This is a genomic window from Butyricimonas muris (assembly GCF_046365375.1).
In the GTDB taxonomy this organism is placed as follows: domain Bacteria; phylum Bacteroidota; class Bacteroidia; order Bacteroidales; family Marinifilaceae; genus Butyricimonas; species Butyricimonas muris.
The window spans coordinates 25,412-40,040 of record NZ_JBKEIT010000019.1; the positions used below are offsets into that span (position 1 = coordinate 25,412).

Consider the following 14,629-nt stretch of genomic DNA (forward strand, 5'->3'; position numbering starts at 1 on the left):
TACAACATGGCTAAGTTACAACTTTTATCCGAAGAAAACTCACTATTTAGACGAAATTTAATTTAGACATCCAAATTCTCCACTCTTGAAACGTTCTCGACGCCCTTCAGAGAAGAGATTTTCATCATTAAATTGTTCAAATCGGCAGTGTTATGCACGTAAAGATGAATCATTCCCTCGAATATCCCGTCTTTCGTTTCAAAATGCACGGTACGCATATTCACGTTACTCTCTTTCGAGATAATCATCGTGATATCGCTGACGATTCCGATACTGTCAATCCCGTTCAATTTAATTACCGCAAGGAAAGACATGATCTTGTGGCTAACCCACTTCACCGGGACAATCTTATCCCCGTAACTGGACATCAGTCGTATGGCTTCCGGGCATTTACGCTTGTGCACGGTGATCTTATCCCCCTCGATCTTCATCCCGACTACATCATCACCGGGAATCGGGTGACAACAAGGAGCAATGATAAAATCCGAAGCATCTTCCGTCACGTCATTAATGATCTTTCCTTCTTCTTTCTCGGCCGGGGCTTTCTCTTTATCGCTTTTGAAGAACTGCAATTTCCAATACTTCACGAATTTATTCTCCGACTTTTTCTTCAATGCCTTCCGCACGTCTTCGACACTCAAATTCCCTTTCGCCAAACTGACATAAAGATCATCTTTATTATCCAATTTCAGATGCAACAGAGCCTTGTTCAGGTTCTCCGTACCAAAAGGCAATTTCATATCTTCCAACAAGTTCTCGAACATCATCGTTCCGATCTTCACCTGTTCCTTTTTCTCCCGACGGAAAATCATCAATATATTATTCCTCGCCTTTGCCGTCACGATAAAGTCCAACCAATCACTCTGCGGCTTCTGTTTATCACTTGTCAACACCTCCACCTGATCCCCGCTTTGCAGCACGTGGCTCATCGGCACCAATTTATGATTGACCTTTCCACCGATACAGGAGTTCCCGATCTCCGTGTGAATGTCATAAGCAAAATCCAACACGGTCGCTCCCTTCGGTAAGGTTCTCATATCTCCCTTAGGAGTGAAAACCCGAATTTCTTTAGCGAAAAGATTTAGCTTGAACTCGTCCAAGAACTCCAAAGCATCCGTTCCGGGCTGTTCCAGCATCTCTTTAATCCCCGCCAACCATTTATCCACCTCGTTGCTTGCCTCGGCATTATCACCTTTATATTTCCAGTGGGCTGCTAACCCCTTTTCCGCGATTTCATCCATCCTACGGGAACGGATTTGCACCTCTATCCATTTACCTCCGGGTCCCATGACCGTCAGATGCAATGCCTCGTAACCGTTTGCCTTGGGTACACTCACCCAATCCCGGATTCTCTCCGGCTTCGGGCTATACATATCCGTAATCAAAGAATAAATATTCCAGCATTGCCATTTCTCCGGCTGATTGTCCTTGGGATCAAACACGATACGCACGGCAAGTAAATCATAAATTTCCTCGATAGAAATATGCCTGCGCTGCATCTTAGACCACACCGAATACACGCTCTTTGTCCGGGCGGTGATATCATACTGGTAACCGCTTTCCGTCAGGCGTTCCCGAATGGGGGCTATGAACTGTTGGTATAACCCGGTATTCTCGTCCCGGTAAGCATGAATTTTCTTTTCCAGCTCCTGATATTCAAGCGGATTTTCGTATTTTAAACTCAAATCTTCCAACTCCGTCTTGATGGCGTGCAATCCCATCCGGTGAGCCAAAGGAGCGTATATATATAAGGTTTCACTGGCAATCTTTACCTGCTTGTGTTCCGGCATGGCATCCAACGTGCGCATATTGTGCAAACGGTCGGCAATCTTGATCAGAATAACACGTACATCATCCGCCAGAGTCAGTATCATTTTCCGAAAACTCTCAGCCTGCTTGGTGGTATCACTTCCCATAACTTCACTGATCTTGGTCAACCCGTCCACCAAAGAAGCAATCTTCGCCCCGAACAAATTAGCAATATCCTCTACCGTGTAGTCCGTATCCTCCACGACATCATGCAATAACGCGGCGATAACCGACTTGGTTCCCAAGCCGATCTCTTTAGCCGCAATCTTCGCTACCGCGATCGGGTGCAATATATAAGGCTCACCCGACTTCCGTTTTACCCCTTGATGAGCTTCCCGGGCAAACTCGAAAGCCGTGCGAATTAATTTTATACTCTCTTCTGTCGTTCCCTTTCGCAAAGATTGTAACAAATCCTCGAAAGCCGCGTTAATCATTTCCTGCTCGTTCATAACCGTCTCCAATTTTAGATTTATTGATTTCAGATTTTAGATTCCTGCCCACTCCCTATCCCTCGAATCATAAATCGTAAATCATAAATCGTAAATCTTATATTTCTATATGCCGCGACACCACATCCGCCTGCATAAATAAAGCTGCCATTTTATCAAACATCCCTCCTTTTTCAGTGGTAAGGAACTCCACTTGTCCCCCTCGTGAAAGCATTCCTTCCATTTCAGGATGACGATATAAATAGTCTTTCAAACTCCGGGCCACGATCTCTCCCTGCTGAATAACTTTTACTCCCCGGGGAATAAAACGGTCAATTACCCCGCACAAAAGAGGATAATGTGTACATGCCAGTACAACCGTATCAATCATGGGATCCGCCTGCATTAAAAGATCTATATATTTCTGCACAAAAAAAGCTGCCCCCGGGGAATCAATCTCGTTATTTTCAACGAGAGGCACCCACATCGGACAGGCTTGTTGCGTCACTTCAAATCCTTTTCCAGAATGGATTTTCGCTATTTCAAGCAAATAAGACTCGGAAGCCACCGTACCCGAGGTAGCGAGTACACCGATATGCCCGTTACGCGTAAAATCAGCGACCGCCTCCACGCTAGGTCGGATGACACCCAACACTCTCCGTCCGGCATCTATCCGCGGTAAATCGACTTGTTGTATTGTCCTTAACGCCTTTGCCGAAGCCGTGTTACAGGCAAGGATAACCAATCGGCATCCCATATCGAACAATTTCAACACCGCTTCCCGCGTATACTTGTACACCACGTCAAAAGAACGTGTACCGTAAGGGGTACGAGCGTTGTCGCCCAAGTAGATATAATCATACTCCGGCATCTCTTTCACAATATCTTTCAATATTGTCAATCCCCCGTAACCAGAATCAAACACCCCTATCGGACAATGCATGTATCTAAATTTATTTAAATTAATAGCTGCTAATATACCTTTTATTCGCAATTAATGCAAAAAAAAAGCCGCCTTTCAGGCGACTTTATTTACTTTAATATATACGATTATTGAAGTCCCAACTTTTTCTTTACCAAGGGCAATACATCTTCGCTATTATCAGCTGCATACAATAAAGCATTCTGGGTAAAAATATAAGTAAACCCATTCTCTTTACCTACTTCTTGTGTAGCTTTCTGTATTTTATCCATGATCTCACCCATCAACTTATTGTAAGTTTCTTGCATTTGTTGATCGGCTAACTCCCGGAAACTCTGGATTCTCTCTCCCAGACTTCTGATTGACTGCTCTTTATTAGCACGAGTCAATTCTGAATATGTTTTTTCATTCGCCTGATATTCTTGAATCTCCTTCTGGTAATTCTCGGTCATTGATCTTAATTCTTTTTCAATCTCTGCCTGTTTTGCTTGTAATTCAGCTTCAGCTTTCTTAGTTTCAGGCATTATCGCCATCACTTTTTGCACGTCAAGATGACCTAATTTGATCGGTTTTGCCGTTTGAGCAGAAGTAGCAAATGCTACAAATATAAATGCCACCAAGGCAAATAATTTAATTGTATTCTTCATAATGTTTGTCTTTAAAATGTCTCACAAAAATAATAAAATTAATTTCCCATTCCTAGCCTGCATACATAATGTATGCTATAATTTACAATTTATGATTTACAATTTATGATTCAAGTGAAAAATTAATCTAAAATCTGAAATCGTAAATCTAAAATATTAGAATTCTTGTCCCAACACAAAGTGGAATTGTGAACCACCGACACCGGAGCGTCCGGGTACATCATCAAATCCATATCCCCAGTCGATACCGAGCAAACCGAACATCGGCAGGAATACGCGCAAACCGACTCCCGCGGAACGATACAAGTTAAACGGTTCGAAATCCTTCAGTTCGTACCACGAGTTACCTGCTTCCAAGAACCCTAAAGCATAGATCGTTGCCGACTGAGCCAAAGAGATCGGGTAACGTAATTCAAGCGTGAACTTGGAATACAAGCTGGCGTCAGACCCTTGCGGAGCCATAAAGCTGGAACCCGCGTTCGTCAATGATCCGTTCTCGTAACCACGCAAACCGACATATTCACGTCCGTACAAACTATAACCGGACATTCCGTCACCTCCCATCTCGAATCCCTCGAACGGAGACTTCCGGTTTTTATCATAGTGTCCCAAATAACCGTACTGGGCAGAAGCATAAAGTACCAAAGGACGTTTCTCGCTATGAGTCAGAGGAGTGAAAATCTTTCCACTGAATTTCCATTTGTGGTACTCGATCCACCTGTATTTAATCTGATCTTTCTCTGCCTCGAAATGACGGCTGGAGAACAAAGAATAAGGCGGAGTCAATGCCAACGAGAAAGAGAACTCACTACCTCTTTTCGTGAACAAGGGGTTATCAATAGAACTCCGTTTAATCACCGTGGCGATAGAAAGGTTGTTCGAATTTCCGTTACTAAATATATAATAAGGCCAATTCTTCAACTGATATCTCTGGAATGAAATCTCGTTATACATCGTGAACCAGTCATCCGGCCACTTGATACGACGTCCCAATCCCACGCTGAATCCATAAGTAAGCATCAACTGACGGGTGTCGTAATAGTCGGACGCATTCGCCGCCTGAGCGTAATAAGAATTCCGGTAACTGCTGGAATAACCTGTCTGACGAGAGAAATACAAAGAAACACTCAACGAGTTCGGTTTCTTTCCTCCCAGCCAAGGTTCACGGAATGATAAACTGAATGAAGTATAATATTTACCGTTCGTCTGGGCCTTCAAACTGAACGTCTGACCGTCACCCTGCGGAAGAGGACGATAAGTATCCCAATTAAAAATATTACGGATAGAGAAGTTCGTGAAGGTCAATCCTACCGAACCGATGATCATACCGGCTCCCCAACCTCCCGAAAGCTCGATCTTATCATTCGCTTTCTCGACTAACTTGAATATGACATCCGTTGTTCCCGCTTCCTGATTAACATTCACCAAGTCCGGTGCTATTTGTTCCGGATCGAAATGTCCCATATTCGCCAATTCACGTGCGCTTCGTATAATATCTTCTCGACTGAACAACTCACCCGGGTACACGTACAATTCCCGACGAATCACGTGCTCGTGGGTACGGTTGTTACCTTGAATAATCACCTTGTTAATCGTGGCCTGAGTACCCTCGGCAACACGGATTTCCAGATTTATAGAATCTTCACCCGCGATAGTTTCGATCGGCATCAGACGAGAGAACAAATACCCGTTATTCTGGTATATATTGGATACGGCATCCTCGTCCGTGGTAATACGTTCGTTCAAGTACTTACTATTATATACATCTCCTTTTTTGATATTCAATATACGGCTCAACGTCTCTGAATCATATATTGTATTACCTACCCAAGAGATATTATTGAAATAGTATTTATTTCCTTCCTGCACATCAATATAGATCTTCACCCGTTTCGGGGATATCTGGACAACACTATCGGAAACAATCACCGCGTCGCGGAAACCTTTCTCGTTATATTTATCGACAAGATGATACTTATCTTCGTCATAATTCTTCTCAATATAATTTGACGATTTAAAGAAATTAACCAATGATTTTTCTTTCGTCTTCTTCATGGCAGCTTTCAGACGACCGTCTTTCATTTGTTCGTTTCCGTTAATGATAATGTCGGCAATCTTTATTTTATTGTGTTTCTCCACGATGACATCCAGAACCACGTAATTCTTCTCTTTTGGATCATCCCGTTGAATAATCTTGATATTCGTGTTATAATATCCTTTCTCTTTCAAGTATTTCTCGACTTGGCTTTTCAAGGTCGTCTTCATGAAATCCGTGACCTGCGACCCCACTCCCAAGTTCATTTTTTCCTTGATCTTGTTTTCCTCGGATTTCTTCAAACCGATGTAATTGATCTTCGAAAGCTTATGCCGTTCCTGAATGTACATGGTCAAATATACCTTGTCATCTTCAATCCGGTCGACAGCAATGGATATATTCGAAAACAAACCTTGATCGTAAAGCCTCTTGATCGCTCTCGTTATCGTTTCACCCGGAATTTGAATAGGCATTCCTATCGTCAACCCGGCTATGGATGCCAACCCGTCATAATCTCCGCCGACAACCTTTACCCCTGCCAATTCATAGGTCTTCGGGGAAGAATAATAGATATCAACTTGCTGCTGCACAGTATCTGCAACTTGAGCTTTTGCTCCACAAATACACAATATAAATATTAATACAAGCGTTATTTTTCCTGTCATTTGAGTCACTTTTTTAGTTGCTCTCCGGTCATACCGAATCGTCTCTCTCTTTTTTGAAAATTACGAATGGCCAAATATAAGTCTTCTTTTTCAAAATCAGGCCAAAATTTATCAAGAAAATATAGTTCAGTATACGCTAATTGCCATAAAAGAAAATTACTGAGCCTACATTCACCGCTCGTGCGAATCAATAAATCCGGATCAGGAATCCCCGCCGTTGTCAAATAATCGGAAAAAACATCCCCTGTAATCGCCTCTACATCTTTCACTTTACCCGTCTGGCAATCTTTTGCCAACTGTTTCGCGGCATTCAATATTTCCCACCTTGCGCCATAACTTAGGGCAAGCACCACCGTCAAATGATGATTGGAAGCAGTCTGCTCTATCAACCCGTTCAACTTTTGTCGCACCTTGTCCGGCAAATCCGTCAAATTCCCGATAGCCCGAACTTGTATACCCTCTTTCATCAAATTATCCGTTTCCGCGACGATAGCATCCACCATCAAACCCATCAAAACATCCACCTCCTCTTTCGGCCGATTCCAATTCTCTATCGAAAAAGCGTATAAAGTCAAATACTTCACTCCGGCATTCCCGGCAGCCTCAAGAACTCTCCTCACAGCTTCCACGCCTTCCTTGTGTCCTTCCCATCTTTCCAATCCCCGCTGTTTTGCCCATCTGCCATTTCCATCCATAATAATTGCCACGTGCTCTGGTATATTCTCTCTACTCATAATAATAATACATTCTCGTTCTTCAACTCATTATTTAATAACGTTTTCCTTATCTTTATATTACTTGTTTTTCTTTAATCACGTAATCGCCAATCATTGAATCACTAAATCTTCTTATTCCTCTTGTCTTCCCCCCAATTCAATTTATTTCTCAACGTCTCGTAATAACTATGCCCGGGCATCTTTACCACGTTTATTTTAAAATCCCCGGAAGAGATAAATAATTCGTAATGATCCGGCACTGTCCGAGTTCGGGAATCGGCACTCACCATAAAATCACCCGAGCGACTTTCCACTTTCAGACGAATCTTCACGTCACCGGGCAAAATCAAAGGACGCATATTCAGGTTATGAGGGCTTACCGGAGTAATAATCAGATTATCCGAACTCGGGGAAATAATCGGACCGCCACAACTTAAAGAGTAAGCCGTCGAACCGGTAGGAGTAGCCACTATCAAGCCGTCCGCCCAATACGTCGTGAGATATTCCCCCCCGATATAAGCGTGTACCTTTAATAAAGAAGAGCGTTCCGTTTTCTGCACGCTGATCTCGTTCAGAGAATAATTAAAATTAGAGAACGGATTGTCTTCCATTTCCAATTTCACCAAAGCTCTCTGCTCTACCTCGCATTTCCCGGCACACAACCACTGTATAGCCTGAGGAATCTCCTCTTGGGCGATATTGGCAAGGAATCCCAGCCTACCGCTATTTATACCAAGCACGGGTACCCCGGAATCTTTCACCCGGACCGCTGAATCCAAAAAAGTACCGTCCCCCCCGACACTAAATAAAATATCGGTATCCGGCTCCAAATCCGTATCATAGAAAGATTGAAAATAAGAATGAACATCCCACCTCTCACTCAAGAAATCAAAAAACGGCAGATAACAAGACAACTTCACGCCACGCTCATCCAGATCACGTAACATTTGCTTGAAATAAGGAAAAAAATCCTCATGGATCACTCGTCCGTATATAGCCACTCTATTAATTTTCAGACACATCTAATTTATTTTAGATCTTAAATTTTAGATTCCACCTCCACGAACCAACTCTCTTTCAATTCTAAACTTTAAATTTTCTACATTTCCATAAACTTAATCAACTGCCCATAGCGGTCACGCAATTCATCATTGACATCTTCACCCAGCACAAAAGTACTTTTTATCACGTAACGATAACGGACAAAGGTATCCAGAATCGGTTCAATCCTAGGCGTATTCACCTTGACAGTAATATCAACCTTGTTCGAGTCCGGGGTGCATGTCACGAAACAACTCAACACCTTGGCTTCATTATATTCCACGATCTGCGCCACCTCGGCCAACGAATAATCAATTTTATTCACCTCCAACACGATAATCCCACCCGCGTCATCCACGCACAACATTTTTTCCACGCTATGCAAAATATCCGACAACAAAATAGCACCTTGATAAACCTCTTTCCGGCTTAAAACAGGAACTATTGACAATCCCAAGGAAGACGCGACCTCGATCACGTGATAAATATGCATATCATCGTACACGAATGTCGATTCTCTCGGTATCTCCAAACTATTGATCGGATCATTCAAACACCCGTGTGCGTACATGATTTCATCTGATAACAAACCCACGTAAGAACTTCCTTCAACCACCGGCAAATGGGATACCCGGAACAAATCCATCCACCCCAGTGCTTGGGCGCATGTATCGTTCTTTTTCAATACCGGAACCACATTCGATAATAATCCTTCTGCTATCATATTCTTTAAATCTCCAAATCACTCAATCAAGAAATCGTTTAATCCATTTCTCGCCCTAAAGATACATCTTTTTCTCTATTCAACTCCTCCATTAAAATAATTTTCGATTTTCAATATTCGATTTTCAATTATTCCTATATTTGCCGCGTAAACTTTAAAACAGTATAACACCATGTTACCAAAATTTCTAATTGCGGACAATTCCCAAGAAGCACCCGATCTCGTGTACGTGGTGCACACGGAAAAGCCTCAATGCATTATCCAATGTGACATAGACGGTTTCTACAGCAACCAAAAAATTTACTGGATTGACGAAGAACCTCTTTGCACGGACGATATCGAGTCTCTACTTGAAGAAGCAGAAGATTTCTTTGAAACCGAGCTAGAAAATCAAGAAGAACTATATGACGAAGACGACAACTAATTGCCGTCTTCGCCATGTTACAAGTTACAGGTTCACAAGTTACATGTTCAAAAAACAATAACAACAAACCTGCAACCTGCAGAGCCGAAGGCTCAACTTGTAACCTGGAACACAAAAAGTAATAAATTGCTTTTTGTAAAAAAAATTCGTAACTTGCCGGATTATTACATAACCTACAAACCCGAAATTATGTACACGAAAAGTGATCTCAAGCAATTTAAGCGCAGGGGGATTAAGCCCGAACAAATTGATAGCCAACTTGAAAACTTCAAGAACGGTTTCAATTTTGTGCAAATCCGAGATGCGGCGACAATAGGTAACGGGATCCATAGTCTGAATGACGAACAGGCTGATGAATTCATTCGCATCTTCGAGGAGAAAAGAAACACATTGAAAATCATGAAGATGGTTCCGGCATCCGGTTCCGCTTCTCGCATGTTCAAAACATTAAATTCATTTTTAAACACCTACACGGGAAGTGACGAAGATTACCTGAATTTCCGGTTGCACAAAGAACCGGGAAGCATATTCTCCTTCTTCGAAAAACTAAAAGAGTTTCCCTTTTACACCCACTTGAAAGAAGCTCTCTACAAAGACCGTTTCGATCTGGACAAACTTCTCTGGAAAAACGAACTCATCACGATATTGGAATATATCTTGACGAATAAGGGATTAAACTATAATTCCACGCCCAAGGGACTGATCGATTTCCATATATATAAAGATCACATCCGTACCGCCGTGGAAGAACACTTGGTTGAAGCCGCCCTTTATGCCAATGACGGCAAAATGGCACATATCCATTTCACGGTATCCGAAGAACACATGGGCAAATTCAAAGCCCTCTTGAAACACGTGCTCAAAGATTACCAGAAAAAATTCAATCTCAAGTACGACATCACGTTCTCCATCCAATCGCCCTCGACCGATACGGTCAGTCTGGATTCGAAAGGAGACCTGCTACGGGACAACGATGGTAACATCGTATTCCGCCCGGGGGGACACGGTGCTTTGATTCACAACTTGAACGATCTGAAAGAAGACCTCATCTTTATCAAAAACATAGACAACGTTACTCCCGATCGCAACAAGGCAGACACCGTGAAATACAAAAAGATACTCGCCGGGGTTCTGTTAAAAACACAAGCCAGAATCTTCGATTACATGAAGATTTTGAACAAGAAAAGCAGTATTACCGAAGAGAATCTGAACGAAATCGAACAATTTATCTATGACAATCTCGGGTACAAACCCAAGGAAGACCTCGTTCACCCTAATTTGAAAGAAAGGGCAAAATACTTGAAAAACCTGCTCGACCGCCCATTACGGGTATGCGGGATGGTTAAGAATGAAGGAGAACCCGGTGGCGGCCCCTTCTGGGTGGAAGATGCCGAACACGGTAAACGTTTGATGATCGTGGAAAGTGCACAGGTGAACCAAAAAGACAAGAACCAGAAAAAAATATTCACCCAATCGACCCACTTTAACCCGGTAGATATCGTGTGCAGCACGTATAACTACAAAGGTAAAAAGTACGATCTGAAAGACTTTATTGATAACACGCAAGGATTCATTACCAGTAAATCTTTCGAGGGAAAAGACATACAAGTACAAGAACTTCCCGGGTTGTGGAATGGAGCGATGGCAAACTGGAATACCGTGTTTGTCGAAGTTCCGCTATCCACCTTCACCCCGGTAAAAACCGTCTTTGACTTGTTACGTTTCGAACATCGCAACGTGTTCAAAATCGAATAAAAAAATTATGATTTACGATTTATGATTTACGATTCTTTTTGAATGAAATCATAAATCGTAAATCTAAAATCATAAATCATAAATTCGTTCATGGAGAAGAAAAAAAACTATCTACTATTAGTGCTGAGAGGATGTGCCATGGGTGCCGCCGACGTTATTCCCGGCGTATCAGGGGGAACAATAGCATTTATCACCGGGATCTACGAAGAATTAATCAATTCCATCCGTTCCATCGACTTACAGGCATTGCGTCTTTTGGGAACATTCAAATTCAAAGAATTTTGGAAGCATATCAACGGTAATTTTCTGGTTTCTGTGGTCGCAGGAATCGCGATATCTATATTCTCGTTGGCAAAATTGATGAAATATCTACTAGAATTCCATCCTCTCTACATCTGGTCTTTTTTCTTCGGGCTCATTATAGCCTCGGCACTACTCGTTTCCAAGGAAGTAAAAAAATGGGATTTGTTTGCCATCACCTCGTTGGTCGTGGGAGCCGTTGTCGGGTACACGATCACCGTGCTAACCCCCACCAGCACACCGGAAACATGGTGGTTCGTCCTCTTATCCGGGGCTATCGCCATCTGTGCCATGATCCTTCCGGGAATATCGGGAGCGTTCATACTATTATTATTAGGTAAATACGAGTACATCATCACCGCCGTGAGCGACTTCAATATCGGAATATTACTCGTGTTTTTGGTAGGAGCTGTTGCCGGAATTATATCCTTCTCGCACTTGCTCTCGTGGTTATTGAAAAACTACCACAGCATGACTGTCGCCCTATTGACCGGCTTCATGGTAGGTTCCTTAAACAAAATATGGCCTTGGAAACTTACCGACACGGAATTAATTAACGGCACTTCTTTCGAGATCGAGAGAAACGTTCTCCCGGGTACTTTCGAACAAGCGGGAAACGATCCGCTCACGTGGCATGTACTCTTGATGTGCCTTGTCGGTTTTCTTCTCATCTGGGGGATTGAAAAATTGGCCGTAACACTAAAAAAATAGTTCATAAAGTTTATAAGGTTCATAAAGTTCGTAAAGTAGAAACACTATATTCAAACCTCGAACTGCAATATGACTTTATAAACTTTATAAACCTTATAAACTTTACAAACTCATGAATCTTTTCGGCCTCCTCGGTTTCCCATTGGGACATTCGTTTTCCAAAACCTATTTCACGGAAAAATTCAAAGCAGAAAAAATAAATGCTGAATTTCGGAATTTCGAATTGGAGGATATTACCCTAATGTTCCGAATTATCGAGGAAACTCCTGACTTGAAAGGATTCGCTATAACCATTCCCTACAAAGAGAAGATCATCCCTTTCCTCGACAATATCAGCGACGAGGCACGGGCTATCGGTGCCGTCAACTCGGTAAAAGTCGAGCATACGCCTGCCGGCTTCTCCCTCACCGGGCACAACACGGACATGGCAGGATTCCGGGATTCATTACTTCACTTCATCCCCCATGTGCCGGAACGGGCATTCATCTTGGGCACCGGGGGAGCGGCAAAAGCCGTCAAATATGCCTTGACCTCTCTGGGTGTTGCCGTCACTTCCGTCAGCCGTACCCCCACGGGAATAGAAATCGGTTACCCGGAAATCATCCGTCAACTGGACAAAACCCCTCTGATTGTCAACACCACCCCGCTCGGAACATGGCCGCACGTGGAAAATTGTCCCCCAATCCCCTATGAGCACCTCACGCCCGATCACTATCTTTTCGATCTAGTTTACAACCCCGCCGTTACCACTTTCATGCAAAAAGGCATACAACAAGGAGCCAAAGTCCACAACGGTCTGGAAATGCTGCATCTCCAAGCCGAATACTCATGGAAAATCTGGAACTCTTGATACAAGTATCCTAAAATCATCCCAAGGTAATCCTAAAGTAATACTACCTCTACATAGTTACAACCTACTTACAAGCCTCTTACGTCCCCGTCGGTAAACAATCCTGTAACCGAGTTAAAAGTGTTTTGTAAGCAAGTTGAGATAGTATCACCCTAGGATTACCTTAGCTTCTCGATGAAATCACACTGAAAATCAATCGCATTTCCAAGGATATAATACCCCTCTTTCGTAGCCCTGCCAGACCTTCTTCAGAGCATAAATACACGGGAATATTTCTGCTCTATTTGAGAAACGAAGAGGCTCTGGAGAGGAGAGATTATTACCTTAGTAATAGGGTTGGGATACGGGCTATTAAGGGCTACATACACATCTTTTTTCACGTTAAAAGAGATTATTAATCCAGATAGCTATAAATGAAAAATTTCCTAAAGCGGAGAGAGTAACTAGCTCTCCCTCTGTTTATAGAGGGCAACTGGCGAGTAAGCGAGAACAGACAGAGAGCTTGCTCGTTGTCTGTCGAACAAGAGCCAGTTCGAGACCGGTTTCCGGACTCAATACCCCGAAGGGGGGAGGGAGTTCTTGGATTTAGTGATTCAATGATTGCCGATTTAGCGATTAACGAAGCGTTGGCAAGTGGGGAGAAATCATTCAATCTAAAATCAATCAATCAATCAATCAATCAATCAATCAATCAATCAATCAATCAATCACTTAATTAATAAACTCCTCCGGCACTTCGTGCCACCTCCTCTATAAACAGAGGAGGAGCTGGAATACAGTCTACAACGCAAGAAAAGTAACCTGTAACTTGCCGAAGGCAAATGCAACCTGTAACCTGCAACTCGCCAAAGGCGACTATCAACATTATCTTTATTTGCTTGAATTTTATTTATTATTCCCTTTTTCCGGTTATCACAAACGGATCTTAAAAATGATCGAGAATAGTACCACAATTTAATCCCGGACTTTATGTGAATCTTTTCATTTTCAATTTTCAATTGTTATTCCTACCTTTGTGTACAAGCTAAACGGTATATTATGGAGATCAACCTAAAGAGAAAACTCCCGATAGGGATACAGACATTCGAGAACATCCGGCGCGAAAACTACATGTACGTGGATAAGACAGCACTAATGTGGCAAATTGCAAACAACGGAAAACCTTATTTCATGAGCCGTCCAAGACGCTTCGGGAAAAGTCTGTTATTATCTACTTTCGAGGCGTACTTCGAGGGTAAACGGGAGTTGTTCGAGGGGTTGGCGGTAGAGAAACTGGAGAGCGAGTGGAACACGCACATCGTGCTACACCTTGACTTGAACGCGGAGAAGTATGACCGACCGGAGGCGCTGGACGCGATACTAAGCAATCGACTTACACGATGGGAAGCTGATTACGGGAAAGGAGAGAATGAAACGACTCTTTCACTGCGGTTTTTCGGGATAATCCGCCGGGCATGCGAACAAACGGGACGAGGGGTGGTCGTGCTCGTCGACGAATACGACAAGCCTCTCTTGCAGGCTCTAGGAAATATGCCGTTACTGGAATATTACCGCGATACGCTGAAAGCGTTTTACGGGGTACTCAAGAGTGCCGATCGCTAC

Annotated in this window: 12 protein-coding genes; 5 read left to right on the forward strand and 7 right to left on the reverse strand. The window is 42.9% G+C overall.

The genetic code is table 11. The features are described from left to right. Window positions 1-62: 62 nt before the first annotated feature. From ACK8P8_RS22000 to ACK8P8_RS22030, 7 genes are all read right to left on the reverse strand, one after another. Entirely contained in the window at window positions 63-2,258 is a 2,196-nt protein-coding gene (locus ACK8P8_RS22000; RefSeq protein WP_186978482.1) for a RelA/SpoT family protein, read from the reverse strand. 97 nt (window positions 2,259-2,355) lie between these two features. Then, window positions 2,356-3,180, reverse strand: a complete 825-nt coding sequence (murI, locus tag ACK8P8_RS22005; RefSeq protein WP_369858946.1) for a glutamate racemase — start codon at window positions 3,178-3,180, stop codon at window positions 2,356-2,358. 107 nt (window positions 3,181-3,287) lie between these two features. Further along, on the reverse strand, window positions 3,288-3,806 hold the full coding sequence (locus tag ACK8P8_RS22010) for an OmpH/Skp family outer membrane protein (RefSeq protein WP_099293951.1): 519 nt from the start codon (window positions 3,804-3,806) through the stop codon (window positions 3,288-3,290). A 156-nt stretch (window positions 3,807-3,962) separates the two neighbouring features. Beyond that, the gene (locus tag ACK8P8_RS22015) at window positions 3,963-6,506 is read right to left on the reverse strand and encodes a BamA/OMP85 family outer membrane protein (protein WP_186978484.1); all 2,544 of its coding nucleotides are present in this window, start codon (window positions 6,504-6,506) and stop codon (window positions 3,963-3,965) included. A gap of 5 nt (window positions 6,507-6,511) precedes the next feature. After that, window positions 6,512-7,240: an undecaprenyl pyrophosphate synthase gene (gene uppS, locus ACK8P8_RS22020; protein WP_186978485.1), complete on the reverse strand. Its 729-nt coding sequence runs from the start codon at window positions 7,238-7,240 to the stop codon at window positions 6,512-6,514. Window positions 7,241-7,344: 104 nt separating this feature from the next. Continuing rightward, entirely contained in the window at window positions 7,345-8,244 is a 900-nt protein-coding gene (locus ACK8P8_RS22025; RefSeq protein WP_186978486.1) for an NAD kinase, read from the reverse strand. Window positions 8,245-8,321: 77 nt separating this feature from the next. Beyond that, on the reverse strand, window positions 8,322-8,987 hold the full coding sequence (locus ACK8P8_RS22030; RefSeq protein WP_099293957.1) for a CBS domain-containing protein: 666 nt from the start codon (window positions 8,985-8,987) through the stop codon (window positions 8,322-8,324). Window positions 8,988-9,159: 172 nt separating this feature from the next. On the opposite strand from ACK8P8_RS22030, the gene ACK8P8_RS22035 reads away from it, so the two are divergent. The 5 genes from ACK8P8_RS22035 to ACK8P8_RS22055 form a co-directional block, all read left to right on the forward strand. Continuing rightward, entirely contained in the window at window positions 9,160-9,411 is a 252-nt protein-coding gene (locus ACK8P8_RS22035; protein WP_099293959.1) for a DUF8828 family protein, read from the forward strand. 189 nt (window positions 9,412-9,600) lie between these two features. After that, the gene (locus ACK8P8_RS22040) at window positions 9,601-11,166 is read left to right on the forward strand and encodes a DUF4301 family protein (protein ID WP_227216699.1); all 1,566 of its coding nucleotides are present in this window, start codon (window positions 9,601-9,603) and stop codon (window positions 11,164-11,166) included. A gap of 90 nt (window positions 11,167-11,256) precedes the next feature. Further along, the gene (locus ACK8P8_RS22045) at window positions 11,257-12,177 is read left to right on the forward strand and encodes a DUF368 domain-containing protein (RefSeq protein ID WP_410026323.1); all 921 of its coding nucleotides are present in this window, start codon (window positions 11,257-11,259) and stop codon (window positions 12,175-12,177) included. 112 nt (window positions 12,178-12,289) lie between these two features. Continuing rightward, window positions 12,290-13,027 (forward strand): shikimate dehydrogenase family protein, encoded by a 738-nt coding sequence (locus ACK8P8_RS22050; protein ID WP_410026324.1) that lies wholly within the window; start codon window positions 12,290-12,292, stop codon window positions 13,025-13,027. Window positions 13,028-14,065: 1,038 nt separating this feature from the next. Then, the coding region (locus ACK8P8_RS22055) for an AAA family ATPase (RefSeq protein ID WP_410026325.1) at window positions 14,066-14,629 on the forward strand (564 nt) is incomplete at its 3' end.

Coding starts and splice junctions, on each gene's coding strand:
- ACK8P8_RS22015 (WP_186978484.1), bottom strand. CDS start 6,506: ATGACAGGAAAAATAACGCTTGTATTAATATTTATATTGTGTATTTGT.
- ACK8P8_RS22000 (WP_186978482.1), bottom strand. CDS start 2,258: ATGAACGAGCAGGAAATGATTAACGCGGCTTTCGAGGATTTGTTACAA.
- murI (WP_369858946.1), bottom strand. CDS start 3,180: ATGCATTGTCCGATAGGGGTGTTTGATTCTGGTTACGGGGGATTGACA.
- uppS (WP_186978485.1), bottom strand. CDS start 7,240: ATGAGTAGAGAGAATATACCAGAGCACGTGGCAATTATTATGGATGGA.
- ACK8P8_RS22050 (WP_410026324.1), top strand. CDS start 12,290: ATGAATCTTTTCGGCCTCCTCGGTTTCCCATTGGGACATTCGTTTTCC.
- ACK8P8_RS22025 (WP_186978486.1), bottom strand. CDS start 8,244: ATGTGTCTGAAAATTAATAGAGTGGCTATATACGGACGAGTGATCCAT.
- ACK8P8_RS22035 (WP_099293959.1), top strand. CDS start 9,160: ATGTTACCAAAATTTCTAATTGCGGACAATTCCCAAGAAGCACCCGAT.
- ACK8P8_RS22030 (WP_099293957.1), bottom strand. CDS start 8,987: ATGATAGCAGAAGGATTATTATCGAATGTGGTTCCGGTATTGAAAAAG.
- ACK8P8_RS22045 (WP_410026323.1), top strand. CDS start 11,257: ATGGAGAAGAAAAAAAACTATCTACTATTAGTGCTGAGAGGATGTGCC.
- ACK8P8_RS22040 (WP_227216699.1), top strand. CDS start 9,601: ATGTACACGAAAAGTGATCTCAAGCAATTTAAGCGCAGGGGGATTAAG.
- ACK8P8_RS22010 (WP_099293951.1), bottom strand. CDS start 3,806: ATGAAGAATACAATTAAATTATTTGCCTTGGTGGCATTTATATTTGTA.